The sequence below is a fragment of the Pseudomonas sp. G2-4 genome (assembly GCF_030064125.1).
Lineage (GTDB): Bacteria > Pseudomonadota > Gammaproteobacteria > Pseudomonadales > Pseudomonadaceae > Aquipseudomonas.
Genome location: NZ_CP125957.1, coordinates 5,108,776 through 5,133,921, shown reverse-complemented (window position 1 = coordinate 5,133,921; position 25,146 = coordinate 5,108,776). Strand labels below are relative to the sequence as shown.

At 62.1% G+C, this 25,146-nt stretch carries 21 protein-coding genes; 3 read left to right on the top strand and 18 right to left on the bottom strand.

The features are described from left to right. Position 1 precedes the first annotated feature (1 nt). From QNH97_RS22460 to QNH97_RS22440, 5 genes are all read right to left on the bottom strand, one after another. Positions 2-1,189, bottom strand: a complete 1,188-nt coding sequence (locus QNH97_RS22460) for a cyanate transporter (protein WP_283553964.1) — start codon at positions 1,187-1,189, stop codon at positions 2-4. A gap of 250 nt (positions 1,190-1,439) precedes the next feature. Then, positions 1,440-2,351 carry a copper homeostasis membrane protein CopD gene (gene copD, locus QNH97_RS22455; RefSeq protein ID WP_283553963.1) on the bottom strand — a complete coding sequence of 304 codons (912 nt, stop codon included), beginning with the start codon at positions 2,349-2,351 and terminating at the stop codon, positions 1,440-1,442. A 4-nt stretch (positions 2,352-2,355) separates the two neighbouring features. After that, positions 2,356-2,742 (bottom strand): copper homeostasis periplasmic binding protein CopC, encoded by a 387-nt coding sequence (gene copC / locus QNH97_RS22450; protein ID WP_283553962.1) that lies wholly within the window; start codon positions 2,740-2,742, stop codon positions 2,356-2,358. Between the two features lie 52 nt (positions 2,743-2,794). After that, on the bottom strand, positions 2,795-3,697 hold the full coding sequence (locus tag QNH97_RS22445) for a copper resistance protein B (RefSeq protein ID WP_283553961.1): 903 nt from the start codon (positions 3,695-3,697) through the stop codon (positions 2,795-2,797). A gap of 11 nt (positions 3,698-3,708) precedes the next feature. Then, positions 3,709-5,457: a copper resistance system multicopper oxidase gene (locus QNH97_RS22440; protein WP_283553960.1), complete on the bottom strand. Its 1,749-nt coding sequence runs from the start codon at positions 5,455-5,457 to the stop codon at positions 3,709-3,711. A 476-nt stretch (positions 5,458-5,933) separates the two neighbouring features. On the opposite strand from QNH97_RS22440, the gene nadA reads away from it, so the two are divergent. Then, entirely contained in the window at positions 5,934-6,992 is a 1,059-nt protein-coding gene (gene nadA / locus QNH97_RS22435) for a quinolinate synthase NadA (protein WP_214915173.1), read from the top strand. Between the two features lie 180 nt (positions 6,993-7,172). Here the strand turns inward: nadA and QNH97_RS22430 are convergent, their stop codons facing one another. From QNH97_RS22430 to QNH97_RS22395, 8 genes are all read right to left on the bottom strand, one after another. Beyond that, positions 7,173-7,661 (bottom strand): RDD family protein, encoded by a 489-nt coding sequence (locus QNH97_RS22430; protein WP_283553959.1) that lies wholly within the window; start codon positions 7,659-7,661, stop codon positions 7,173-7,175. 93 nt (positions 7,662-7,754) lie between these two features. Beyond that, positions 7,755-7,967 (bottom strand): cold-shock protein, encoded by a 213-nt coding sequence (locus QNH97_RS22425; RefSeq protein ID WP_003175786.1) that lies wholly within the window; start codon positions 7,965-7,967, stop codon positions 7,755-7,757. Between the two features lie 394 nt (positions 7,968-8,361). Further along, a complete protein-coding gene (gcvT, locus tag QNH97_RS22420) occupies positions 8,362-9,486 on the bottom strand; it encodes a glycine cleavage system aminomethyltransferase GcvT (protein WP_283553958.1) in 1,125 nt (374 codons plus the stop codon). A gap of 39 nt (positions 9,487-9,525) precedes the next feature. Continuing rightward, positions 9,526-10,902, bottom strand: coding sequence for an L-serine ammonia-lyase (locus QNH97_RS22415; RefSeq protein ID WP_283553957.1), 1,377 nt, complete (start codon positions 10,900-10,902; stop codon positions 9,526-9,528). A gap of 236 nt (positions 10,903-11,138) precedes the next feature. Continuing rightward, positions 11,139-13,988, bottom strand: a complete 2,850-nt coding sequence (gene gcvP / locus QNH97_RS22410) for an aminomethyl-transferring glycine dehydrogenase (RefSeq protein ID WP_283553956.1) — start codon at positions 13,986-13,988, stop codon at positions 11,139-11,141. 10 nt (positions 13,989-13,998) lie between these two features. After that, on the bottom strand, positions 13,999-14,382 hold the full coding sequence (gene gcvH, locus QNH97_RS22405; protein ID WP_283553955.1) for a glycine cleavage system protein GcvH: 384 nt from the start codon (positions 14,380-14,382) through the stop codon (positions 13,999-14,001). A 417-nt stretch (positions 14,383-14,799) separates the two neighbouring features. Further along, entirely contained in the window at positions 14,800-16,308 is a 1,509-nt protein-coding gene (gcsR, locus tag QNH97_RS22400; protein WP_283553954.1) for a transcriptional regulator GcsR, read from the bottom strand. Between the two features lie 220 nt (positions 16,309-16,528). Continuing rightward, complete coding sequence (locus QNH97_RS22395) at positions 16,529-17,434, bottom strand: LysR family transcriptional regulator (RefSeq protein WP_283553953.1); 906 nt, start codon at positions 17,432-17,434, stop codon at positions 16,529-16,531. A 114-nt stretch (positions 17,435-17,548) separates the two neighbouring features. On the opposite strand from QNH97_RS22395, the gene QNH97_RS22390 reads away from it, so the two are divergent. Continuing rightward, complete coding sequence (locus tag QNH97_RS22390) at positions 17,549-18,427, top strand: MBL fold metallo-hydrolase (RefSeq protein ID WP_283553952.1); 879 nt, start codon at positions 17,549-17,551, stop codon at positions 18,425-18,427. A gap of 242 nt (positions 18,428-18,669) precedes the next feature. After that, entirely contained in the window at positions 18,670-19,284 is a 615-nt protein-coding gene (locus QNH97_RS22385; RefSeq protein ID WP_283553951.1) for an NAD(P)-dependent oxidoreductase, read from the top strand. 91 nt (positions 19,285-19,375) lie between these two features. Here the strand turns inward: QNH97_RS22385 and aauR are convergent, their stop codons facing one another. The 5 genes from aauR to QNH97_RS22360 all read right to left on the bottom strand — a co-directional run bounded on the left by aauR (position 19,376) and on the right by QNH97_RS22360 (position 24,965). Further along, entirely contained in the window at positions 19,376-20,656 is a 1,281-nt protein-coding gene (gene aauR / locus QNH97_RS22380; RefSeq protein ID WP_283557530.1) for a two-component response regulator AauR, read from the bottom strand. 44 nt (positions 20,657-20,700) lie between these two features. Continuing rightward, positions 20,701-22,605, bottom strand: coding sequence for a two-component sensor histidine kinase AauS (gene aauS / locus QNH97_RS22375; protein ID WP_283553950.1), 1,905 nt, complete (start codon positions 22,603-22,605; stop codon positions 20,701-20,703). 211 nt (positions 22,606-22,816) lie between these two features. Next, the gene (locus QNH97_RS22370) at positions 22,817-23,551 is read right to left on the bottom strand and encodes an amino acid ABC transporter ATP-binding protein (RefSeq protein WP_025215194.1); all 735 of its coding nucleotides are present in this window, start codon (positions 23,549-23,551) and stop codon (positions 22,817-22,819) included. Further along, positions 23,548-24,219, bottom strand: coding sequence for an amino acid ABC transporter permease (locus QNH97_RS22365; protein WP_283553949.1), 672 nt, complete (start codon positions 24,217-24,219; stop codon positions 23,548-23,550). The genes QNH97_RS22370 and QNH97_RS22365 overlap by 4 nt, the downstream gene beginning before the upstream one ends. Further along, positions 24,219-24,965: an amino acid ABC transporter permease gene (locus tag QNH97_RS22360; RefSeq protein ID WP_283553948.1), complete on the bottom strand. Its 747-nt coding sequence runs from the start codon at positions 24,963-24,965 to the stop codon at positions 24,219-24,221. The genes QNH97_RS22365 and QNH97_RS22360 overlap by 1 nt, the downstream gene beginning before the upstream one ends. Between the last annotated feature and the right edge of the window lie 181 nt (positions 24,966-25,146).

Sequence of the window (25,146 nt, the reverse complement as noted above, 5' to 3'; positions counted from 1 at the left end):
ACTAGCTGATATGCCGCGCGTATTGCTTGGGATTGAAGCGCAGGACCATCAGGAGCATCAAAGCCATGACTGCAGCGAGTGACCACCAGGCCCATTCGAAACTGCCCAACTGATCGCGAATCATCCCGGCAATCAACGGCGAGAGCCCGGCGATCAGGTAGCCAATGCCTTGCACGAACGCCGTCAGGCCACCGGCCCGGCGTGGGTTGTCCAGGTGGTCGAGGGACACGATCAGGCTCATTGGGAACAGGCCGCCGATGCCCAACCCCAACAGGCATGGCCACAACAGGCTGAAGCGTTCCGGGCTGAGAATCAGGCCGCAGAAACCGGCGATGATCAGGGCCAGCAAAACAGCGAGAACCAGGCGTTTATCCTGGCTGCGGTTGGCGATCGCCGGGGTGACGAGGCCGGACAACACTTCCATTGCCGTGAGGAACCCCAGCAACAGGCCTGCGTGCTGTTCACTCCAGCCTTTTTCCACGTAGTACGGCGCCAGCCAGGCCAGCACGCAGGTGTAGGAGGCGGTGCCCAGGCCAAAGAAGATCGCCAGCAACCAAGCCCGTGAGTTGCTAAAGAATGACTCTTGCTGCCGGGCAGGGGCCTCGGGTAATGGTGTAACGGCCGAGCGTTGGGCGTACCAGCAACCCAGGGCGACCAGTGCCAACAGTGCCCAGATTGCCAGGCCGATGCGCCAGCTGCCGGTCTGCGACAGCACGAAAGGTGAAAACGACGCCGCAATCGCCGCCCCGCCCATGATCGACGTGACATACAGGCCCATGAACAGCGAGACGTTGTCGGCGTAGCGCGACTTGATCAGTGCCGGCATCACCGCCTGGATCAGCGCGATGCCAAGCCCGGCCAACACCGCGCTGATGATCAGCTCGACGGCACTGTCCAAGTACAAGCGCGAGGCTGTGGCGATGCCGATGATCAGCAGCGACAGGACAATGGTGCGGTGTTCGCCGATGCGCAGGGCGATGCGCATGCCCAGGAACATCGCCAGGCCCATCGCCATGACGGGCAGCATGGTCAGCAGCGAGGCGGTGCTGAAGCTCAACGGCACCTCGCCGCGAATAGCCGACAACAAGGGGCCGACCGCCGCCATCGAGGGCCGCAGGTTCAGCGCCACCAACACGATGCTGACCATCAGCCAGACGGCGTGGGTGCTTGAGGTTCGAACGTTTTCCATAACAGCGCCTTGGCTTAACAAAGCGTCATTTAGGCTGGGGCGACCCGTCATGGGCAAACTGAAAACTGGCGGGGGTTATTGAATAATTAAATACGCCGCCCCATCAGATGGTTCGGAGGGCTTCTGTGGCGAGGGAGCTTGCTCCCGCTGGGTTGCGAAGCAGCCCCCTGGTTTTGCCTGACACACCGCAAGGGGCCGCTGCGCGCCCCAGCGGGAGCAAGCTCCCTCGCCACAATGTAGTCACAGCCTCTTACTCCATCACCGGGCTCAGTGTGCCCAACCACGCCACCAATCCCAGAATGACCACCGCTACACAGAACTCCAGCACCATGCTGCGTCGTAGCGCATTCACCGCAACGCTGTGTTCACCGGTCTGCCGGGCTTGTTCCAGCAGGGGGCTGAGATGAAAACGATTCAGCGCGGCGAACACCAGCATGGCCGCGAACAAGATCAGTTTAAGCATCAGCAACTGACCATAGGTGCTGGCGGACAGCCCTTCGACACTCGGGCCGACGATGAACAGGTAATTCACCACCCCTGTCACGCCGACCACCAGCACCATCACCGTCCCGGCCGTTTCAAACCCGGTCAGCGTCCGCGCCAGTACCGGCAGCCGGGGTTCGGCCTGGCGTAGCAGCAGGGCAAATGCGGCCAAGGCGCCGACCCAGCCGCCCGCGGCCCATAAATGCAAAAAATCGGTGAAGAAGTGCCAGTTGCGCCGCTCTCCCTCGTCCATGGCGCCGTGCCCGGCCCAAGCCAGCGTCGCCAACGCCACGGCGCCGCCCAGCATGACCAGCCCCAAGCTTGCGGTCGGCCAACGTTTATCGAGCATCACGGCGAAACCGGCCAGCCCCAGCGCGGCGATCCGCAGGTCCCAGCTCAAACCCACATCGGTCTCGAACATCATCATTTCAATGTGTGGCCACAGCTCGGCCCAGTCCGAAACACCGCTCATGGCGCGGGCCATGCACAGCATGGAGGCTGCGGACAGCAGCACGCCAAGCAACGCCGTGCTCAGCAGCAACGCCTTGAAGTTCAACACCACGCCTGACTGTCGTTCCTGGCCTCGCAGGCTATAGAGACCAAAAGCTGCCAGGCCGAACAGCAACATCAAATCCAGGTACAGGGCAAAGCGCAGGGCGATGTTGATGGAGTCGCTCATCGAATCACTTCACCTTGAACGTGACGTTGCCGGTGATCGGGTGAGTGTCGGATGACACCGCGCGCCACTGGACCTGGTAAGTACCAGCGGTGAGCGGGGCATTAGGGATGATGACCATGGTCTTGGGATCGTCGCTGCCCGATACCTTGGCCGGCATGGGCATCGGCGAGTGGGCCGTCATGCCGGGCATCTCGGTCATCATCAGCTTGGCACCGGAGAATTTGGTCATCAGGTTCTCGGAAAAATGCAGCTCGATTTTCGTCGGTGCCGCACCTTGCGCGCCTTCAGCGGGGGTGGAGGACAGCAGCTTCGGGTGCGCCTGGGCCAGGCCACTGATCAATAGACCTGTGGACAGCGCGACGGTAATGACAGCGGTTTTGATGAATGACATGCAAGGACTCCTACAGCTCTGGTTTTTAGTTTTAGTGAAACAGCTCAGCGGGTCAGAACCACATGCGCAGGCCCAATACCAGGCGTGCTTCGCTGCGATCTTCACCTTCTTCACGGGCGTAGTCGGCGGTGTTGCCATAGGCCCGGTTCCAGGTGACGCCGATGTATGGGGCGAATTCGCGGCGGATTTCATAACGCAGCCGCAGGCCGAGTTCGGTGTCCGACAGTCCTGAGCCGACGCCGCGGGCGGGATCGTCCTTGCCATGGAAATTGGCTTCGGCGGTGGGCTGCAGGATCAACCGGTTAGTCAGCAGGATGTCGTAGTCGCCTTCCAGGCGCACCGCGCTTTGGCCACCTTCACCGACGAACGCGGTGGCCTCGGCTTCGAAGTTGTACAGCGCCATCCCTTGCAACCCGAAGGCAGCCCAGGTTTGCGAATCGCCTGGCTTGAAGTCCTGGCGCACGCCGGCCACGACGTCCCACCACGGGCTGATGGCGTGACCCCATAGGGCCTGAGCTTCGGCTTCTTCGGTCTTGCCGTTGAGGCGTTCACCTTCGGAGCGCAACCACAAACGGTCGATATCGCCGCCGATCCAGCCCGAAGCGTCCCAGCTCAGGGCGCTGCCGTCGTCGGCGTCTTGCCACTCCAGTTGGTCGATCAGGAAGAATGAGTTAAGGGCGCTGTCATGCACCGCGTGTCCGCCATGATCGTCGTAAACGGCGGCGCGGTCGGCGGCAGTCAGCTCGGGGATCGGCGTGCGGCTGGCGGTCGGCGTCGACTGCATGGGTTCCATGCCCTGCATCGAATCCATGCCTTGCATCTGGCTGTGGTCCATGCCCGGCATCTGGCTGTGATCCATGCCTTGCATGTCGTTGCCGGCCGCCCAGGCCGAAGCCGTGGCGCCGAGAGTAAGGCTGGCGATGACGGCCATGGGGTATTGAAAAACAGTGGTCATGATCCGACTCCTCATTCCTGCACCCGAACTTCACGGAACATCCCCATCTCCATATGGAACAGCAGGTGACAGTGATACGCCCAACGCCCGAGGGCATCGGCGGTGACCCGGTAACTGCGCCGGGAGCCCGGCGGCACGTCGATGGTGTGCTTGCGCACCATGAACTGGCCGTTCTCGTCCTCCAGGTCGCTCCACATGCCGTGCAGGTGAATGGGGTGGGTCATCATGGTGTCGTTGATCAGCACGATGCGCAGTCGCTCGCCGTACTTGAGCAGCAGCGGCGCGGCATCGGAGAATTTCACGCCGTTGAACGACCAGGCGAATTTCTCCATGTGCCCGGTCAGGTGCAGCTCAATGGTACGGCCCGGCTCGCGGCCGTCAGGGTCGGCGAAGGTGCTGCGCAGATCGGCGTAGGCCAGCACCTTGCGCCCGTTGTTGCGCAGGCCCATGCCCGGGTCGTCGAGCTTGGGCTTGACGCTCATGGCTTGCATGTCCACCAAGGGGTTGTTGTTCTCGGTGTCTGGATGGGATTGCATGGCGCCCATGCCTTGCATTTGGCTGTGGTCCATACCCTGCATTTGGCTGTGATCCATGCCTGGCATCGGGTCGTCGTCCATGCCCTGCATCGCCCCATGGTCCATGCCGCCCATGCCCATGTCGTCCATGGTCACCAGCGGCCGTGGGTCCAGTGGCGGCACTGGTGCCGAGAGGCCGGCCCGTGTCGCGAGCGTGCCACGGGCGTATCCGGTGCGGTCCATTGACTGGGCAAACACGGTGTAGGCCTCAGCGGTGGGCTCGATGATGACGTCGTAGGTTTCGGCCACGGCGATGCGCAATTCATCAACGCTTACGGGGCTGACGTATTGGCCGTCGGCCGCGACGACGGTCATCTTCAAACCGGGAATGCGCACATCGAAGTAGGTCATGGACGAACCGTTGATCAAGCGCAGGCGCAGGCGTTCACCAGGCTTGAACAGGCCGGTCCAGTTCATGTCGGGGGCCTGGCCGTTCATCAGGTAGGTATAGGTCGCGCCGCTGACGTCGGCCAGGTCCGTGGGGTTCATCTTCATCTCGGCCCACATCTTGCGATCCGCCACGGTGGCGGCCCAACCGTTCTTGCTCACATCGTCGATAAAGTCGCCGACGGTGCGCTTGTGGTAGTTGTAGTAGTCCGACTGTTTCTTGAGTTTGCGGATGATGTCGCCGGGGTCTTCGTCGGTCCAGTCGGTGAGCATCACCACGTAGTCCCGCTCGTACTGGAAGGGCTCGGGTTCCTTGGCGTCGATCACCAACGGGCCGTAGACCCCGGATTGCTCCTGGAAGCCTGAGTGGCTGTGGTACCAGTAGGTGCCGTTCTGCCGAACCTTGAATTGGTAGACGTACATGCCATCGGGCTCGATGCCTTTGAAGCTCAACCCCGGGACGCCGTCCATGTTGGCCGGCAGCAAGATGCCGTGCCAGTGGATGGAGGTGCTGTCTTTCAAGCGATTGCGCACCCGCAGGGTCACGGTGTCGCCTTCGCGCCAGCGCAACAGTGGCCCGGGGATGCCGCCGTTGATGGTCTGGGCCGTGCGCGGATGGCCGGTGAAGTTGACCGGGCTTTCGCCGATGAACAGGTCGAACTCGGTGCCCGTCAGCACGTTAGGCTGGCCAGGGCTGGTAACTGCCCAGACGGGCGGGCGCCACAACCCCAGCCCGCCGAGGAGACTGGCGGCGGTCAGGCCTTTGACGAAGGTTCGCCGGGAGGTTTTAGTTTGCATGCGATGGAAGTCCGTCAGTCGATTCGCAGCGAACGCCAGGGACGGGCCCTGGTGTCGCTTTGAAAAGAAGATGACATAAGCCGAGGCGACGAGTGATTACATTTCAGTCAGCTTGAGGCAGGCGCTTATCCACTGGCGTGAACACGCTTTTGTGGCGAGGGAACTTGCTCCCGCTGGGGCGCGTAGCGGCCCCAAAATCCATCATTTTGCCGTGCAAGGTGCGTTGTACCCAGCCTTTTGAGGGCTGCTTCGCAACCCAGCGGGAGCAAGCTCCCTCGCCACGGTGGACCGTGTTCGGTGCTGGGGCAGGGCACAGGTCAGAATGATCTTTTGCAACAGCGGGATATTCTGTAGCCTTGCCGGCTTCACGCAGTCCCGTGCCTGATTGATACCCACTTTCCCGGCGGTACCCGAGTGGTCCGGAGCCGGGTGTATACTCGACTTTCGCGCTAAACGCGCTTGCAGGTCTTGCGAACATGACGCAAATTTCCGAACGTCTTCTGGTCCAGGCCCACCTCGACGCCAAGCAGCCCAAGCCGCTGACCGCCGAGCAGGAAGCCTGGTACCGCGCCGCCATCGCCGCCGAGCTCAAGGCTCAGGACGCGGTGCTGGTCGCGCACTTCTACTGCGACCCGATCATCCAGGCCCTGGCCGAAGAGACCGGTGGCTGTGTATCCGACTCCCTCGAGATGGCCCGCTTCGGCAATGCCCATCCGGCCAAGACCGTGGTGGTGGCCGGGGTCAAGTTCATGGGCGAGACCGCCAAGATCCTCAATCCCGAAAAACGCGTGTTGATGCCGACCCTGGAAGCCACCTGTTCCCTGGACCTGGGGTGCCCGGTGGACGAGTTCTCGGCGTTCTGCGACCAGCATCCAGAGCGCACCGTGGTGGTGTACGCCAACACCTCGGCGGCGGTCAAAGCCCGGGCTGACTGGGTGGTGACGTCCAGCTGTGCGCTGGAGATCGTCGAGAGCCTGATGGACAACGGCGAGACCATCATCTGGGGCCCGGACAAGCACCTGGGGACCTATATCCAGCGCAAGACCGGCGCCGACATGCTGCTCTGGGACGGTGCCTGTATCGTCCACGAAGAGTTCAAGTCCAAGCAGTTGGAGGACATGAAGGCGCTGTACCCGGACGCCGCAATCCTGGTGCATCCGGAGTCGCCGACTTCGGTCATCGAACTGGCGGACGCCGTGGGCTCCACCAGCCAGTTGATCGCCGCGGCCCAAAGCCTGCCGAACAAGACCCTGATCGTCGCCACCGACCGCGGCATTTTCTACAAGATGCAGCAGCTGTGCCCGGACAAGGTCTTCATCGAAGCCCCTACCGCTGGTAACGGCGCGGCGTGCCGCAGTTGCGCACACTGCCCATGGATGGCGATGAACACCCTGGAGCGTACGCTCAAGAGCCTGCAGGAAGGCACCAACGAGATATTCGTCGACCCGGCGTTGATCCCCCAGGCCATTCGCCCGCTCAAACGCATGCTGGACTTCACCCAGGCGGCGCGGATGAAGTTGGCGGGGAATGCTTGATTGTTGAGGTCTTGAGACTTGTGGGGCTTTCTGTGGCGAGGGAGCTTGCTCCCGCTGGGCTGCGAAGCAGCCCCTCTTGCCAGCGCCGATACCTTCATAAGCCACACAAGCCATCCACGACTGCTGCGCAGCCGACGCGGCGGGATCTCCCTCGCCACAAGAGCTATTTTGCAGTCGGCTTTACTTGGCCTTCTTGGGAATCCGCACCAACTGCGTATCCGAGTAGATGTCATGCCAGGTGCGCTTGCGCTTGTCGAACAGCGCCCAGATAAAGCCCAGCCCCACCAGCAGCAATGACGCAATCGATACCACAAAGCGCAGCAGCGCCTGCCACAGGCTGATGGCTGTGCCGTCGGCGTTCTGTACGCGGATGCACCACACCTGCATGCCCAGGGTCTGGCCGTTGTGGGTCCAGAATTTGGCGAAGAAGCCGAACAGGACGAACAGCAACACGGTGGACAGCAATGGATCGCCGTCCAGGGCGCCGGCTTCGGTGAGTGCGCGCATTTTTTCTTCGCCGATGATCGCCAGCTGGATCATCTTGTAGGCACCGCTGGTGACGATCAGCAGTGCCGTGCACAGAAGAAAGTCATAGAACATCGCCGCGAGGCGACGGCCCAGGCCGACGGGGGGGAAGTCGCCCTGGGGGGTGAGCAGGTGTTTCGGCATGACGGCCTCGGACGAAAAAGAAGCCATTTTACGGATTTACGCCCATAAAAAAGCCCCTGATATCAATCAGGGGCTTTTTAGTGCGCGAAAGCCTTAGGCTTCGGCTTGAACCTCGTCAGCCTGCATGCCTTTCTGGCCCTGCACAGCAACGAAAGTGACTTTCTGGCCTTCTTTCAGGCTCTTGAAGCCGTTGCCCTGAATGGCGCGGAAATGCACGAATAGATCCGGACCGCTTTCTGGGGTGATAAAACCAAAACCCTTTTCGTCATTGAACCACTTGACGGTACCGCTCTGACGTTGAGACATTTTCTTATTTCCTTTGACGCTAAAATTGATGACAGCCTCTTTCACATGAAAGAGTACTGGGGCTGGGTTGCAGGAAAGTAAGAGACGTCGAACGGGATGTAGCGAACTTCATAAGCTACTGCCCAGGTCACGATTCCAAGCGACCCATGCAAACACAGTGACCAAACTCTACGCCAACTATGAGCGAAAAAACAACCCCCCTGAAGAGCCCGTATTTACTCAGCTTGCTGGCAATTAGACGCTGGGCTGGGCTGGGCTTGTTCGATAGTCTAGTTCAATTTGTTTTGAACGTTATAAGCGCAGTTCAATGGCAGAAAGATGCACCTTTTTATGGCAGTTGCGTTACACATTAGTGCACGTATAACGCAACTGCGTTACTTATAGAAACAGTCAATCAGCCGCGGTAGTAGCGCTGCGGGACGAATGGCAATTTGCTTACAAGTAAAGGCACCTTTTTCCCACGAACAATGGCCCAGACGGGCGTATCCAGCGCGACATAGGCGGTGTCCAGGTAACCCATCGCCAACGGTCCGCCCAGGGTCGGGCCGAAACCGCCGCTGCATACCGCACCGATGGTCTCGCCCGCGTCGTTGACGATCTCTGCGCCTTCACGCACCGGTGTACGTTCCTGGGGCAGCAAACCCACGCGTTTGCGCTTCACGCCGCCCTGTTGTTGGGCGAACACCGTTTCAGCGCCAGGGAAACCACCGGCACGGGCGCCATCGGCACGTCGTACTTTGGAAATGGCCCACAGCAGGCTGGCTTCTATCGGTGTCGTCTCGGTGTTCATGTCGTGGCCGTAAAGGCACAGGCCGGCTTCCAGGCGCAGGGAGTCACGGGCGCCAAGGCCGATGGCGGCGACTTCCGGCTCGGCCAGCAGCGCGCGGGCCAGTTTTTCCGCGTCGGTGGCGGGCACGGAGATTTCGAAACCGTCTTCACCGGTGTAGCCCGAGCGGCTGACAAAGCAGTCCACGCCCAGCAGCGTGACGCGCTGGAACTGCATGAAGGTCATCTTCGCCACCGTTGGCGCCAGGCGCGCGAGTACGGTGACGGCGGCCGGGCCTTGCAGGGCGAGCAGGGCGCGGGCCTCGAACAGCGGCTCGATGCTGCACTGGTCGCCAATGTGCCCACGCAGGTGGGCCAGGTCCTGGTCCTTGCACGCCGCGTTAACCACCAGGAACAGCTCGTCGTTACCCAGGTTGGCGACCATCAGGTCATCGAGAATGCCGCCGTTGTCGTTGGTGAACATGGCGTAGCGCTGCATGCCCACCGGCAGGTCGATGATGTCCACCGGCACGAGGGTTTCCAGGGCCTTGGCGGCGCCTGCGCCGCTCAGGCGGATCTGGCCCATGTGGGACACGTCGAACAACCCGGCCTGATCGCGGGTGTGCTGGTGTTCTTTCATCACGCCCAATGGGTATTGCACCGGCATGTCGTAGCTGGCGAACGGCACCATGCGGGCGCCGAGTTCGAGGTGCAGGGCGTGCAGCGGGGTCTTCAGCAGTTGTTCGGTGGACATATCAGCTCCTGGAAAAAATGTGGAAGTAAGGCGAGCGCATCAGCATTCGATGATGTTGACCGCCAGACCGCCGCGGGCGGTCTCCTTGTATTTGCTTTTCATGTCGGCGCCGGTCTGGCGCATGGTGCGAATGACCTTGTCGAGGGAGACGAAGTGATGCCCGTCGCCGCGCATGGCCATGCGCACCGCGTTGATGGCTTTCACCGAACCCATGGCGTTGCGTTCGATGCACGGCACCTGGACCAGGCCGCCGATGGGGTCGCAGGTCAGGCCGAGGTTGTGTTCCATGCCGATTTCGGCGGCGTTTTCCACTTGTTGCACGGTACCGCCGAGCACTTCGCACAGGGCGCCGGCGGCCATGGAGCAGGCCACGCCGACTTCACCCTGGCAGCCGACCTCGGCACCGGAGATGGAGGCGTTTTCCTTGTACAGGATGCCAATGGCAGCGGCGGTCAGCAGGAACCGCACCACGCCATCCTCGTTGGCGCCGGGGATGAAACGCATGTAGTAATGCAGCACGGCCGGGACGATCCCCGCCGCACCGTTCGTTGGAGCGGTGACGACGCGCCCGCCGTAGGCGTTCTCTTCGTTGACCGCCAAGGCGTACAGGTTGACCCAGTCCAGCACCGACAATGGATCGCGCAGGGCGGCTTCGGGGTTCTTGCACAATTGACGGTGCAGCGCTGCGGCCCGGCGCTTGACCTTCAGTCCGCCCGGCAGGATTCCTTCGTTACGGCACCCGGCCGCCACGCAATCCTGCATCACCTGCCAGATCTTCAGCAGGCCGGCGCGGGTCTCGGCCTCGGGGCGCCAGGCACTTTCGTTAGTCAACATGACCTGGCTGATGGACAAGCCATAGGTGGTGCACTGGCCCAGCAGGTCCTTGGCGCTTTTGAACGGGAAGGTCAGGGGCGTGACATCTTCGACGATACGGTCAGCGCCGGCCGCGCCTTCGTCGACGACAAAACCACCACCCACCGAGTAGTACTCGCGGCTGCGCACTTGCAGGCCCGCGGCATCGAAGGCGCGGAAAATCATGCCGTTGGGGTGAAAGGCCAACGGTTTGCGGATCATTGCCAGGTGCAGTTTTTCGTTGAATTCGATGGGGTGTTGGCCGAGCAGGTTCAGGCGACCGTTGCTGCGGATCTGTTGCAGGCGGGTATCGACCGCTTCGGTGTCGACGGTATCGGGGTGTTCACCTTCCAGGCCCAACAGCACGGCCTTGTCGCTGCCATGGCCTTTGCCGGTGGCGCCAAGCGAGCCGTAGAGCTCGACCTTGACGCTGGTGATGGTTTCAAGCAGGTCATCACGACGCAGCCCTTCAGCGAAACGGGCAGCGGCACGCATCGGACCGACCGTATGGGAGCTGGAAGGGCCGATGCCGATCTTGAACAGGTCGAACACGCTTAACGACATGGTGTTTCTCCGGTTTCTTTTTATGAGGATCGACGGTTATGAAATGGGGCACAGGCTCCTTTGTGGGAGCGAGCTTGCTCGCGATAGCGGAGTGTCAGTCAACATTTCTGTCAGCTGTCACACCGCTATCGCGAGCAAGCTCGCTCCCACAGGGAGATGTGGTTTCCTTGAGAAGGTGACCTTCCACAAGGTTCGCGGTGTTGTTGAGAGGGGCGAGCAAGCCCGCCCCTCACAGATCAAGCGTAGCTTTCGATCGACGGGCAGGCGCAGACCAGGTTGCGGTCGCCGAACACGTTGTCGACTCGGCCCACCGGCGGCCAGTATTTACCGTCGATCAACGACGCCACCGGGTACACCGCCTGTTCGCGGCTGTAGGGGTGGGTCCACTCGCCGACGATTTCCGCGGCGGTGTGCGGGGCGTTTTTCAGCGGGTTGTCGTCTTTGTCCAGGCTGCCGTTTTCCACTGCACGGATTTCTTCGCGGATGCAGATCATGGCGTCGCAGAAGCGGTCCAGTTCTTCCTTGGATTCGCTTTCGGTCGGCTCGATCATCAACGTGCCGGCCACCGGGAACGACATGGTCGGGGCGTGGAAGCCGAAGTCGATCAGGCGCTTGGCCACGTCATCGACGCTGATGCCGCTGCTGTCCTTGAGTGGGCGCAGGTCGAGGATGCACTCGTGGGCCACCAGGCCGTTGCTGCCGGAGTAGAGCACCGGGTAATGCTCTTCCAGGCGACGGGCGATGTAGTTGGCGTTGAGGATCGCCAGCTGTGAGGCACGCTTGAGGCCAGCGCCACCCATCATGCGGATGTACATCCAGGTGATTGGCAGGATGCTCGCGCTGCCGAACGGCGCCGCGCACACTGCGCCTTCCTTGCGTTCCATGTTGGCATGGCCGGGGAGGAACGGCGCCAGGTGCGACTTGACGCCAATCGGGCCGACACCCGGGCCGCCACCGCCGTGGGGGATGCAGAAGGTCTTGTGCAGGTTCAGGTGCGAGACGTCGCCGCCGAACTTGCCCGGGGCGCAGAGGCCGACCATGGCGTTCATGTTGGCGCCGTCGATGTACACCTGGCCGCCGTTGTCATGAATGATGCCGCAGATTTCGCGGATGCCTTCTTCGAACACGCCGTGGGTGGACGGGTAGGTGATCATCAGCGCGGCGAGGTGTTCGCGGTGCTCGATGGCCTTGGCCCGCAGATCCTCGATGTCGACGTTGCCGCGGGCATCGCACGCGGTCACGACCACACGCATACCGGCCATGTTCGCGGTGGCCGGGTTGGTGCCGTGGGCCGAGGACGGGATCAGGCAGATGTCGCGACGTTCTTCGCCACGGCTCTGGTGATAGGCGCGGATCGCCAGCAGGCCCGCGTATTCACCCTGGGAGCCGGCGTTGGGTTGCAGTGACACCGCGTCATAACCGGTGGCGGCGCAGAGCATGGCCTCCAGCTCGTCGGTGAGTTGCTGGTAGCCGGCGCTTTGCTCGGCCGGGGCGAACGGGTGCAGGGCGCCGAATTCGGCCCAGGTCACCGGGATCATTTCGCTGGCGGCGTTGAGTTTCATGGTGCAGGAGCCCAGCGGGATCATGGTGCGATCCAGGGCCAGGTCCTTGTCGGCGAGTTTGCGCAGGTAGCGCATCAGCTCGGTTTCGGAATGGTAGCGGTTGAACACCGGGTGGCTGAGGATCTCCGATTGGCGCACCAGCTCGGCCGGGATGCGGCTTTGCACGGTGGCGGCCAGCGCCGCGAAGTCCGGCAGGGCCTTGCCCTCGGCGAACAGGTTCCACAAGGCTTCGACGTCTGCCTGGCTGGTGGTTTCGTCCAGGGACAGGCCCAGGCGTTGCGCATCCACCACACGCAGGTTGATGCGCAGGGTGCGAGCCTTGTCGTGCAGGGCGGCCGTTTGTGCGCCGGTGTGCAGGGTCAGGGTGTCGAAGAAGCTGTCTTGTTCGACGCTCAGGCCCAACGCGTCCAGGCCCTTGGCGAGGATCGCGGTCAGGTGATGGATGCGGTTGGCGATTTGCACCAGGCCCTTGGGACCGTGATACACGGCGTACATGCTGGCGATATTGGCCAGCAGCACTTGGGCGGTGCAGATGTTGCTCGTGGCTTTCTCGCGGCGGATGTGTTGCTCGCGGGTCTGCATCGCCAGGCGCAGGGCCGGCTTGCCGAAACGGTCCACGGAAACACCGACCAGACGGCCCGGCATGTCGCGCTTGAAGGCATCCTTGGTGGAGAAATACGCCGCGTGCGGACCGCCGAAGCCCAGCGGCACGCCAAAGCGCTGGGCGCTGCCGATGGCCACGTCGGCGCCGAATTCACCTGGCGGGGTCAGCAGGGTCAAGGCCAGCAGATCGGCCGCGACCGCCACCAGGGCGTTGGCGGCGTGGAAGCGTTCGGTCAGCTCGCGGTAGTCGAACAGGTCGCCGTTGCTGGCCGGGTATTGCAGCAGCGCGCCGAAGAAGCGGCTGACATCGCTCAGCTCGCGCTCATCGCCCACCACCACGTCGATGCCCAGGGGCTCGGCACGGGTGCGCAGCACGTCGAGGGTTTGCGGGTGGCTGTGCACGGAGGCGAAGAAGGCATTGCTGCCCTTGTTCTTGCTCAGGCGCTTGCAGAAGGTCATGGCTTCGGCGGCGGCGGTGGCCTCGTCGAGCAACGATGCGTTGGCGATCGGCAGGCCAGTGAGGTCGCTGATCAGGGTCTGGAAGTTCAGCAGCGCTTCGAGACGGCCCTGGGAGATCTCTGGCTGGTACGGCGTGTAGGCGGTGTACCAGGCCGGGTTCTCCAGCAGGTTGCGCAGGATCGGCGCCGGCGTGTGGCAGTTGTAGTAGCCCTGGCCGATGTAGGTCTTGAACAGCTGATTCTTGGCGGCGATGGCCTTGATCGAGGCCAGGGCATCGGCTTCGCTCTGGCCGTCGCCCATGTCCAGCACGCTGGTGCCCTTGATGCTTTCCGGGATGACGCTGGCGCTCAATGCTTCCAGGGAGTCGTAGCCCAGGCGCTCGAGCATGGCGTGCTCGTCGCTGGAACGCGGGCCGATATGGCGGGCGATGAATTCGTTGGCGGTGCCGAGATTAACGGTCATGTGGCGCTCCTCAGGCTTCGGCGTTGGCTTTGATCAGACGGTCGTACGCATCCTGATCCAACAGCTTAGCCACTGCGTCGGCATCGGTCGGTTTAAAGCGGAAGAACCAGCCTTCGCCCATCGGGTCTTCGTTCACCAGTTCCGGATTGCTTTCCAGGGCCGGGTTGGTTTCGAGCACTTCACCGTCCAGTGGCATGTAGACACCGCTGGCGGCTTTCACTGATTCCACGGTGGAGGCTTCGGCGCCCTTGTCGTAGCTTTGCAGTTCCGGTAACTGAACGTAGACCACGTCGCCCAAGGCATTCTGGGCAAACGCGGTGATGCCGACTGTAATGCTGCCGTCGGCTTCGGTGCGCAGCCATTCGTGATCTTCAGTGAAACGCAACTCGCTCATGGAAACTCCTGGGGCCAGATTCGTCTGGTGGACGCGAAGAAAGGCGCGAGGCTTGGCTCGGCCGAATGGCTATACCCATAGCAAGAATACGGCCAATGTTTATAAGTGCTTATAAATCAATGGCTTGATTGATTTTTTCAAAGCGCGATTCAATTCGACTGTAGCGAAATCGCTACAGTCGTAAGCCTGGAAAAAATCGTTGTGGGATCAAAGCCTTGTACAGTGCCGGCTAGCGGTAAGTGTATCGATATCGTTCCACTGTAGCGCTTTCAGTACAGGTGGAGGTCGGTTTTGGCTTGATTCTGAACACGCCGCCGGCCCCTTGTGGGAGCGAGCTTGCTCGCGATAGCGGTGGTTCAGTTTGCACTGAGGTGATTGGCAGCCCCCAATCGCGAGCAAGCTCGCTCCCACAGGGACCTACGGCTTCCCGGAAATCCCATACTTGCGCAACCGATGGGCAATCGCTGTGTGGGAGGTTTGCAGGCGGCTGGCCAGCTGGCGGGTGGAAGGGTAATTGACGTAGAGGCTTTCGAGCAGGTGTTTCTCGAAGGTTTCCACGGCCTGTTCGAGGCTTTCGACTTCCACGTCGCCTTGACGCGCGACGGAGGTGCCGGCGATGTCCAGGTCGCCGATGTCCACCAGGCTGCTTTCGCAAATGGCGGCGGCGCGGAAGATCACGTTTTGCAGTTGCCGCACGTTGCCCGGCCAGCGATTACCCAGCAGCGCCGGATAAGTGCCAGGGGCGAGGCGGCAGACCGGGCGTTGGATCTGTGCGCAGGCCTGCTGCATGAAGTAGCGCGCCAGCAGCAGGATGTCCTGGCCGCGCTCGCGCAATGGCGGGACTTCGACGTTGAGTACGTTCAGGCGATAGAACAGGTCTTCGCGGAACGAGCCTTCGCTGACCATTTTCTCCAGGTTGCGGTGAGTGGCGCTGAGGATCCGCACGTTGACCTTGATTTCCCGGTCGCCGCCGACCCGGCGAAAGCTGCCGTCGTTCAGGAAGCGCAGCAGCTTGGCTTGCAGATACGGCGACATTTCGCCGATTTCATCGAGAAACACCGTGCCCTGGTTCGCCAGCTCCATGAGCCCTGGCTTGCCGCCCCGTTGCGCCCCGGTGAAGGCACCGGGGGCGTAGCCGAACAGCTCGCTTTCAGCCAGGTTCTCCGGCAAGGCGGCGCAGTTAAGGGCCAGGAACGGCGCACTGTGGCGGGTGCTGATGGCGTGGCAGGCACGGGCCACCAGTTCCTTGCCGGTGCCGGTTTCGCCCTGGATCAGCAGCGGTGCATCCAGGGTCGCGACCCGCTGGGCCCGGGCCTTGAGGGTGCGGATCGCCGGGGATTCGCCCAGCAGTGCATCGAAGCCTTCGGCGTGATCGTGGTGCAGCGCCGACAGGCGTTCGCCGATGCGGTTCGGTTGGTACAGCGTCAGCAGGGCGCCGGCATCGGTGATGGGCGTGGCGTCCAGCAGCAAGGTCTGGCCGTTGAGGGTGATTTCCCGCAGCGGCAGGCGGAAACCATTTTCCAGCAGCGCGCCCAACAGGGCTTCGTCACCGAACAGCTCGGCGACGCTTTCCCCGGCCGGTTCACGACCGTACAGGGCGATCAGTGCCGGGTTGGCCAGCAAGACCTTGCCGGCGCTGTCCAGGGCCAGCACCGGGTCGGTCATGGCGGCCAGCAGCGCATCGAGCTGTAAGTGCCGACGCTGGCCCGGCAGGATGTCCACTACGGTCACCGCCTGCACGCCCTGTACGCTGAACAGCGCTTCGCGCAATTCGTCCAGCACTTGCGGGCTGAGGGTCGGCGCGTCGATGTAGACGTTGGGGGGCACCATCTCCACCGCATCCAGATTGAGATTGCGCCCACCGAGCAACGCCAGGACTTCCTGGGTAATGCCGACGCGGTCGATGAAGCTGACGTGGATACGCATGGGGCCGTTTTGGGTTCTGGAGTGCGAAGGGTGGCAAGTATGCCTTGGGGCGGGCTATTGGTGAAATCCTGGGACGGTACTTGAGAAAACTACCATGGCCCCTGTGGGAGCGAGCTTGCTCGCGATAGCGGAATGTCAGTCAACATCTCTGCTGGCTGTCACACCGTTATCGCGAGCAAGCTCGCTCCCACAGGGGGACGGTGGTGAGGTGAATATTTTTCTACAACCCCACATCCCACTCCGGAACCTCGGGAAATTTCAGCACCAGGAAATCCAGCATGCTGCGCAGCGCCGAGGGCATGTGCTTGCGTGATGCGTACACCGCGTACATGTTCATCTGGCGGGGCTCGGCGTGGGCCAGCAGGCGGATCAGTTCGCCGTTCTTGATGTGGGCGCCGGCCTGATAGCTGGGCAGCATCGCCACGCCGGCGCCGGCCATGGTGGCCCGCAGCAGCGTGCTGGCTTCGTTGGCGCTGATATTGCCCTGTACGGGCACCGAAACCTGTTCACCGTCCTGCTCGAAATGCCACAGGCTCTTGCCAACGTAGGAATGGGTCAAGCAATTGTGCCGGCTTAAATCTGCAACCCGCTGCGGTGTCGGGTGTTCGCGCAAGTAACCGGGCGAGGCACAGATCACCGAGCGGCAAACCGTGAGGCGCCGGGCAATCAGGTTCGGGTCCAGGTCGTTGCTCATGCGGATCGCCAGGTCGATGCGCTCGTCCACCAGGTTCACGGTGCGGTCGAGCATTTGCAGGTCGACGCTCACCCCTGGGTATCGCTTGACGTATTCGGCCATGGCGCTTGCCAGTTGGGCCTGGCCGAACGAGGTGCTGGCGCTGATACGCAGCATGCCTCGTGGCGCGTCGTCCGGCGCGCTGACAGCCGCTTGCATGTCGCCGGACAGCTCCAGCATTTGCCGGCAGCGCGGCAGGATCTCCGTGCCGGCGGCGGTCAGGCTCAGTTTGCGCGTGGTGCGGTGCATCAACCGCGCACCGACCCAGTCTTCCAGCTCCGCCAGATACCGCGACACCACTGGCCGCGACAGGTCCAGGTGCTCAGCCGTGGCCGACTGGCTGCCCAGGTCCACCACCGTGACGAACACCCGCATTGCTTGTAGACGATCCATGATTTGCTCGATTTCAGAAACAAACTATGTTCAATCATCGCATTTTTTGAAATCAACCAGGTCATTAAGCTCCGTTTCATTCCCTTCTCGGGCTTTTGGACAACGGAGCACACCATGACCGTATTCACCCCACTCAAGCGCCTGTTGCTGGCGACCGCATCGATGGCTTTTGCCGCCCACACCTGGGCCGCCGACCTGACGCTGGATGTCTACAATCCGGGCGCGGCGGCCATTTTTCCGGTGACCTCGGTATTGGTCAGCGGCGAGAAGGAGGCGATCCTGGTGGACGCCCAGTTCGGCAAGGCCCAGGCCGAACAGGTCGTGGAAAAAATCCGCGCCAGCGGCAAACAACTGACCACGATTTACATCAGCCACGGCGATCCCGACTACTATTTTGGTCTGGAAACCCTGACAGCCGCGTTCCCCGGAGCCAAGATCCTGGCGTCCGCGCCGACGGTCGAGCACATCAAGCACACCATGGACGGCAAGCTGAAATATTGGGGGCCGATCCTGAAGACCGACGCACCGGCCAAAGCCATCGTGCCCCAGGTCCTCAAGGGCGACAGCCTGACCCTGGAAGGCAAGCGCTTGCAGGTCGTCGGCCTTGATGGCCCGCAGCCGGATCGCAGTTTCGTGTGGATCCCGTCGATCAAGGCGGTGGTCGGCGGTGTGGTGGTGGCCGAGAATATTCACGTCTGGATGGCCGATACCCAGACGCCGCAGTCCCATCAGGATTGGCTGGGGACGCTGGCAAGTATTGAAAAGCTGCAACCGGACACTGTGATCCCGGGCCATTACCTGGGTGAAAGTGCCCGGTCCCTGGCGCCGGTGAAATTCACCGCCGACTACATCAAGGCTTTCGACGAGGAAACTGCCCGGGCCAAGGACTCCGCTGCGCTGGTTGCTGCGATGAAAAAGCGCTACCCGAACCTGGGTGAAGACAGTTCCCTGGAGCTCAGTGCCAAGGTGGCCAAGGGTGAGATGAAGTGGTGAATCGCTGATGTTATGGCGGACGAGCTTTTGTGGCGAGGGAGCTTGCTCCCGCTGGGCTGCGCAGTGGCCCCAATTTCATTAAGTGGAGTGTACCTGACGCACCGCATAAGCCGTTTTGCGACTGCTTCGCAGCCGAGCGGGAGCAAGCTCCCTCGCCACAACGATGTAACGCCACAAAGATTTGTCGTGTCCGTTTCGAGCACACCTTCGATAGCATTTATGTGTAATCACAGGAGAACACCATGAGCAAAATCGCAATCATCGGCGCCACCGGTCGGGCCGGCAGCCAATTGTTGGAAGAGGCCCTGCGTCGTGGTCACAGCGTCACAGCCATTGCCCGTAACACCGCAAAAATCGGCGAAAGGGCCGGGGTGGTCAGCAAGCAGCTGGATGTATTGGACAGTGAAGCGTTGATCGTCGCCATCACCGGGCATGACGTGGTGATCAGCGCCGCCCACTTCGCCACCGTGCCGGCCGACAAGGTCATCGCACCGGTGAAGGCCGCCGGGGTCAAGCGCTTGCTGGTAGTGGGCGGGGCCGGATCGTTGTTGCTCCCGGACGGCTCTCGTGTGATCGACAGCGAGGGTTTCCCCGAGGAGTACCTCGCCGAAGCCAGTGCCGGTGCGCTGTTTCTTGATGTACTGCGCAAGGAACAGGATCTGGACTGGACCTTCCTCTCGCCCTCGGCGGAGTTCGTCGAAACCGAGCGCACCGGTCAGTTCCGAATCGGCGAGGAACACCTGTTGTTCGACGACGCCGGGCGCAGCTGGATCAGCTTTGCCGATTACGCCATCGCGATGATCGATGAGGTGGAGACGCCGCAGTTTTCGCGGGCGCGGTTCACCGTCGGGTATTGATCCGCCCTTCACCGTGCAGGAGCCCGCGAAGGCTCCTGCCGGGCCGGTTCAGCCGTGAACCGCGTCGCCCCAGCGCAAGCCCGCGCCCCGATTAATGGCTCAGGCCATACTTCTTGACCTTGTCGAACAGCGTGGTCTTGGCCATCCCCAGTTCCTGGCTGGCCTGGGTCAGGTTGCCACCGCTGCGTTGCAGGGCGTCCACCAGCAGGTTGCGCTCGAAGGCCTCCACTGCTTCGGCGAAGGCCAGGCCCTGGCTGCCACTGCTGGCGCCGGACTTCTTGAAGGCCGGCAGGCCCAGGGCATAGCGTTCGGCGACGTTGCGCAGTTCGCGCACGTTGCCCGGCCAGTCGTGGCTCATCAGGTTCGACAGGGTCTGGTTGTCCAGCTCCGGCACCGTGCGGTCGAAGCGCAGGGACGACTGCTGGAGGAAGTGCTCGAACAACTGCAGGATGTCTTCGCGGCGTTCGCGTAGGGGGGGCAGTTCCAGGGTCACCACGTTGAGTCGGTAATACAAGTCGCTGCGGAACTGCCCGGCTCGGCCCATTTCGTCCAGGTCGGATTTGGTGGCGGCGATCACCCGGCAATCCACGGCCACGCTCTGGTTCGAGCCCAGGCGTTCGAGGGTGCGCTCCTGCAACACGCGCAGCAACTTGATCTGCAAGGGCAGGGGCATGCTTTCCACTTCATCGAGAAACAGCGTGCCGCCATCGGCGTGCTCGATCTTGCCGATCCGGCGTTTGCCGGCGCCGGTAAAGGCATTGGCCTCGTGGCCGAAGATCTCGCTTTCGAACAGATTCTCCGGCAGGCCGCCGCAGTTCAGCGCGACGAATTGCTTGTCGTGGCGTCGGCTGAAGTCATGCAGGCAGCGGGCGACCAATTCCTTGCCGGTGCCGGTTTCACCTTCGATCAGCACGTTGGCCGAGGTGTCGGCGACGTTGGCGATCAGCGCACGCAGGTGCTGCATGGCGGGTGATCGGCCAATGATCCGGCCTTCCAGGGAATCGCGTGCGGCCAGTTGCAGGCGCAGCGATGAAACTTCTCGGGCCAGGCTGCGCTGTTCCAGGGCGCGGCGGGCGACGTCCACCAGGCGTTCGGGGGAGAAGGGTTTCTCCATGAAGTCGTAAGCACCTTTCTGCATGGCGCCGACGGCCATGGAGATGTCGCCATGTCCGGTGATCAATACCACCGGCAGGCTGCGGTCCCGTGCCTTGAGGCGTGTCAGTAGCTCCAGGCCATCGATGCCCGGCAGGCGAATGTCGCTGATGACGATGCCGGCAAAGTTATCGTCGATTCGCTCCAGGGCCTCTTCGGCACTGCCCACGCCGATGCTGGGAATGTCTTCCAGGCTCAAGGCCTGCTGGCAGCCCAGCAGGACATGGGGGTCGTCTTCGACGATCAGTACACTCAGGTCGTTGTTCATAGCGGCTCGGCAGGTAAAAGGCTTACCAACGGTAAACTGAGGACAAATGTGGTCCCACCGCCCTCAACCGGGTGCTCGACGCCCAGGTATCCGCCTGTGGCGGCGGCCAGGCTGGCGGAGAGCGTCAGGCCCAGGCCCAGGCCCTGTTCGCCGGGTTTGGTGGTGAAGAAGGGTTCGAACAGATGCTTGCGTGTTTCCGGATCAATGCCGTGGCCGTTATCCCGCACGCGCAGGCGATATTTGCCGTCGCCGGCCTGGCCTTCGAGCCATAGCTGAGGCTCGGGTTGGCTCTGCATGGCGTCCAGGGCGTTGCCGATCAGGTTCACCAGGATCTGCTCCAGGCGCGTCTGGTCGATTTGCACCTGGACGTCGGTGAAATTGGTATGAACCTGGATCTTCAGGCTTTCAAGGCGAGTGCCCAGCAGTTGCAGCGCGGCCTCGACGCCCTTGCCGAGGCTGGCTTGGCCATGGTCGTCCCCGCGTCGGGCAAAGGAGCGCAGGCTGGCGGTGATCCGGCCCATGCGGTCGATCAATTCGTTGATGGTCTTGAGGTTGGTGCTGGCGATATCCAGCTGGCCGCGCTCCATGAAGCGCACGGTATTACCGGACAAGGTGCGCAGCGCCGCCAGCGGCTGGTTGAGTTCATGGGCGATGCTGGTGGACATCTGGCCGATGGCCGCCAGTTTACCGGCCTGTACCAGTTCGTCCTGGGCCCGGCGCAAGGTCTCTTCGGCCTGCCGTCGTTCGCGGATCTGGCCCTTGAGTCGTTCGTTGCTGGCCCGCAGGTCGGTGGTGCGTTCGGTAATCCGACGCTCGAGCTGGTTGTTGGCTTGTTGCAAGGCTTCGCGGGCGGCGAGGCGGGTGGCGATGACCTTGCGCCGCTCATTCCAGGCGATCAGCAGGAACGCCACCAGGGCGAAGGCCACGGCCACCAGGATGCCTTGGTTGATCGCTTGGCGGCGCAGGTCTTCAAGCGGAGTCAGCAGGGTAAAATTCCAGGGTGTGTCGCTCAAGGGGCGGGACTGTGACAAGTAGCTGATGGCGCGTTCGTCGGACATCAGTTCGGTGTTGGCCGGGAAGGTCAGCTTCTCCATGCCCTCGGCCAGGTGTTCCCGGGCCAGAGGCACCAGTTCGTTCAGCGGGAACCAGTAATACTGCAGGCTGCGGGCCAGGCGTTCCTTGGTTTCGTCGCTCAGGGGGCGCACGGATTTGAGCCGTCGCGCCGGGTCGCTGGACAAAATGATGATGCCGTTCTCATCGCTGACGAAGGCCTCCAGGCGTGCTCGCTGCCAGCGTTCTTCCATGGCTTCGAGGCGCACCTTGACCACGGCGACGCCGATGATCTTGCCCTGTTGCTCCAGGCCATGGGCCAGGTAGTAGCCGGGTTCGCCGTTGGTGCTGCCGATGCCGTAGAAGCGTCCCGGCTGGCCGCGTACGGCGTTCTGGAAATAGGCGCGAAAGGACAGGTCTTCGCCCAGGTAACTGTCGACGTCGCGCCAGTTGCTGGTGGCCATGACCCGGCCGGTGGTGTCCATGACATAGATCGCCCGGCTGCGGCTGCGCCGATTCAGGCCTTCGAGGTATTCGTTGACGGTCCGGCGATGCTCGGGCGTCGGGTCGTCGAGCAATTGCGAGACGCTGGATTCAAGCTCCAGCAGGCTGGGCAGGTAGGTGTACTTGCTGATCTCGCTCTCGACCGCACGGGCGTGCAGCTCCAGCTGGCGCTCACCGTTTTCGGCGAGGCCACGAACGCCGTAGTGCTCGCTGATCCAGAAGCCGAGGTAACCCAGGCCGATCATCAGGGCAATGATCAGCGGCGGCAGGAACAGATGGCGGATCAGACGGGGCTTCACGGCAAGTGATGGCGGCGCGGCGCGATAGAGGGTGGGGTCGCATTTCATCACAGAAGCCTTGGGTCAACCAGTGTGGCAGCCGTCATCCTTCGAGCGCGGCCCCGTGGCGAGGGAGCTTGCTCCCGCTCGGCTGCGCAGCAGTCGCAATAGGGTTGATGCGGTGTGCCAGACACACCGCATTCGCCGGTTTTGGGGTCGCTGCGCGACCCAGCGGGAGCAAGCTCCCTCGCCACAGGAGCCGGTCCAAAGGAAGTGGCGCTTAGTGCTGCAGGATTTTCTCAAGGAAATGCTGCGCACGTTCGGAACGAGCGCTGATGTCGCCGAAGAACTCTTCCTTCTTGCAGTCTTCGATGATCTGGCCCTGGTCCATGAAGATCACCCGGTTCGCCACTTTGCGGGCGAAGCCCATTTCGTGGGTCACGCACATCATGGTCATGCCTTCGTGGGCCAGTTGCACCATCACATCGAGCACTTCGTTGACCATTTCCGGATCAAGGGCCGAGGTCGGTTCGTCGAACAGCATCACCACCGGGTCCATCGCCAGGGCACGGGCAATCGCCACGCGCTGTTGCTGGCCGCCGGAGAGTTGGCCAGGGTGCTTGTGGGCATGGGCCGAGAGACCGACGCGCTCAAGCAGTTGCAGGCCTTTCTTGGTGGCTTCTTCCTTGCTGCGGCCCAACACCTTGATCTGCGCGATGGTCAGGTTTTCGGTGATGGTCAGGTGCGGGAACAGCTCGAAATGCTGGAACACCATACCCACGCGCGAGCGCAGTTTCGGCAGGTTGGTCTTCGGGTCGGCGATGGATGTGCCATCGACGATCACGTCGCCTTTCTGGAACGGCTCCAGGGCGTTCACGCACTTGATCAGCGTGGACTTGCCCGAACCCGACGGACCGCACACCACCACAACCTCACCCTTGCTGACCTCGGTGCTGCAATTGGTCAGTACCTGGAAGTCCCCATACCACTTGTTGATATTCTTGATAGAGATCATACGGCGAACCTTTTTTGCAGACGCTTGACCAGCAGCGAGGCGGCAAAGCTGATTGTGAAGTACACGAGACCTGCGATGATCAGGAACTCATTGGAGCGGCCGATGATGTCGCCATTGGCCCGCGAAGCATTGAGAAAGTCCACCAGGCCGACGGTGTAGACCAGCGAGGTGTCCTGAAACAGGATGATGCTCTGTTGCAGCAGCAGCGGGGTCATCTTGCGAAACGCCTGGGGCAGGATGATCAGGCGCATGGTCTGGCCATAGTTCATCCCCAGTGCCTGGGCGGCGCCCATCTGGCCCTTGGCAATCGACTGCACGCCGGCCCGCACGATTTCGCAGAAGTACGCCGCTTCGAACATCATGAACGCCACGACGCAAGAGCCGAAGGCACCGATGGGGGTGTCCTCGCCGGTGATCCAGCGCAACACGAACGGCACTGCCAGGTAGAACCAGGTGATGACCAGCAGCAGCGGGATCGAGCGGAAATAGTTGACGTAGGCCCCGGCGATATTGGAGATCAGCTTGTTATGGGACAGGCGCATGAGCGCCAGGATCGTCCCCAGGATGATCCCGCCGACGACGCCCAGCACCATCAGCTTGAGGGTCATCACCATGCCGTTCCACAAGCCGGGAATGGCCGGGATGATGCCAGTGAAATCGAATTCCATTACTTACCCCCCACGGAGATCAGGCCGGGCACTGCGACTTTCTTCTCGACCATGCGCATCAGCAGCATCAGGCTCATGTTCAGGGTGAAGTAAATCAGCGTCGCCAGGGTGAAGGCTTCGAACAGGTTGGCGGAGAACTCGGCGGTCTGTTTGGTCTGCGCGAGCAGTTCCATCAGGCCGATCAGCGAGGCCACGGAGGAGTTCTTGAAGACGTTGAGGAATTCCGAGGTAAGCGGCGGAATAATGATCCGGTAGGCTTGGGGCAGCAGCACGTTCCAGTAGATCTGCGGCAGCTTGAAGCCCATGGCGCGGGCGGCGGATTCCTGGCCGCGTGGCAGCGCCTGGATACCGGTGCGCACCTGCTCGCAGACCCGGGCGGCGGTGAACAGGCCCAGGCACACGACGACGCTCAGATAAGCGGAGGTGGTCGGGTTCAGGTCCTGTTTGTACCATTCCTGCAAATCTGGAGGCAGTAGATCGGGCACCAGGAAGTACCAGATGAACAGCTGAACCAGCAGCGGCACATTACGGAAGAGTTCCACATAGCATGTGGCGATACCCGACACCAGCCGGTTCGGCACGGTGCGCATTACACCCAGAATCGAGCCCAGCAACAGGGCGATGATCCAGGCCACGACGGCGATGGCGATGGTCCAGCCCAGGCCGGCGATGTACCAGTCGAGATAAGTCTCGCTGCCCACGCCGGTGGACTTGAAGAACACGCCCCAGTCCCAGTTGTAATTCATTAGGGTCTCCCCTCAGATCGATCGATATGCAAATGCCCGCCTGGGGAAACTCCGTTCCCGCCTGACTTGAGGGTCAGGCACACACGATCGGCTCGACTGCCACCGGTTCGAGTGTTTCCAAATTTGCCAGCAGGGAGTGACCATCCCCTGAAAGAGCCGGGCTCTTCCAAGGGATAAGGTT

Coding starts and splice junctions, on each gene's coding strand:
- QNH97_RS22460 (WP_283553964.1), bottom strand. CDS start 1,189: ATGGAAAACGTTCGAACCTCAAGCACCCACGCCGTCTGGCTGATGGTC.
- copD (WP_283553963.1), bottom strand. CDS start 2,351: ATGAGCGACTCCATCAACATCGCCCTGCGCTTTGCCCTGTACCTGGAT.
- copC (WP_283553962.1), bottom strand. CDS start 2,742: ATGTCATTCATCAAAACCGCTGTCATTACCGTCGCGCTGTCCACAGGT.
- QNH97_RS22445 (WP_283553961.1), bottom strand. CDS start 3,697: ATGACCACTGTTTTTCAATACCCCATGGCCGTCATCGCCAGCCTTACT.
- QNH97_RS22440 (WP_283553960.1), bottom strand. CDS start 5,457: ATGCAAACTAAAACCTCCCGGCGAACCTTCGTCAAAGGCCTGACCGCC.
- nadA (WP_214915173.1), top strand. CDS start 5,934: ATGACGCAAATTTCCGAACGTCTTCTGGTCCAGGCCCACCTCGACGCC.
- QNH97_RS22430 (WP_283553959.1), bottom strand. CDS start 7,661: ATGCCGAAACACCTGCTCACCCCCCAGGGCGACTTCCCCCCCGTCGGC.
- QNH97_RS22425 (WP_003175786.1), bottom strand. CDS start 7,967: ATGTCTCAACGTCAGAGCGGTACCGTCAAGTGGTTCAATGACGAAAAG.
- gcvT (WP_283553958.1), bottom strand. CDS start 9,486: ATGTCCACCGAACAACTGCTGAAGACCCCGCTGCACGCCCTGCACCTC.
- QNH97_RS22415 (WP_283553957.1), bottom strand. CDS start 10,902: ATGTCGTTAAGCGTGTTCGACCTGTTCAAGATCGGCATCGGCCCTTCC.
- gcvP (WP_283553956.1), bottom strand. CDS start 13,988: ATGACCGTTAATCTCGGCACCGCCAACGAATTCATCGCCCGCCATATC.
- gcvH (WP_283553955.1), bottom strand. CDS start 14,382: ATGAGCGAGTTGCGTTTCACTGAAGATCACGAATGGCTGCGCACCGAA.
- gcsR (WP_283553954.1), bottom strand. CDS start 16,308: ATGCGTATCCACGTCAGCTTCATCGACCGCGTCGGCATTACCCAGGAA.
- QNH97_RS22395 (WP_283553953.1), bottom strand. CDS start 17,434: ATGGATCGTCTACAAGCAATGCGGGTGTTCGTCACGGTGGTGGACCTG.
- QNH97_RS22390 (WP_283553952.1), top strand. CDS start 17,549: ATGACCGTATTCACCCCACTCAAGCGCCTGTTGCTGGCGACCGCATCG.
- QNH97_RS22385 (WP_283553951.1), top strand. CDS start 18,670: ATGAGCAAAATCGCAATCATCGGCGCCACCGGTCGGGCCGGCAGCCAA.
- aauS (WP_283553950.1), bottom strand. CDS start 22,605: ATGAAATGCGACCCCACCCTCTATCGCGCCGCGCCGCCATCACTTGCC.
- QNH97_RS22370 (WP_025215194.1), bottom strand. CDS start 23,551: ATGATCTCTATCAAGAATATCAACAAGTGGTATGGGGACTTCCAGGTA.
- QNH97_RS22365 (WP_283553949.1), bottom strand. CDS start 24,219: ATGGAATTCGATTTCACTGGCATCATCCCGGCCATTCCCGGCTTGTGG.
- QNH97_RS22360 (WP_283553948.1), bottom strand. CDS start 24,965: ATGAATTACAACTGGGACTGGGGCGTGTTCTTCAAGTCCACCGGCGTG.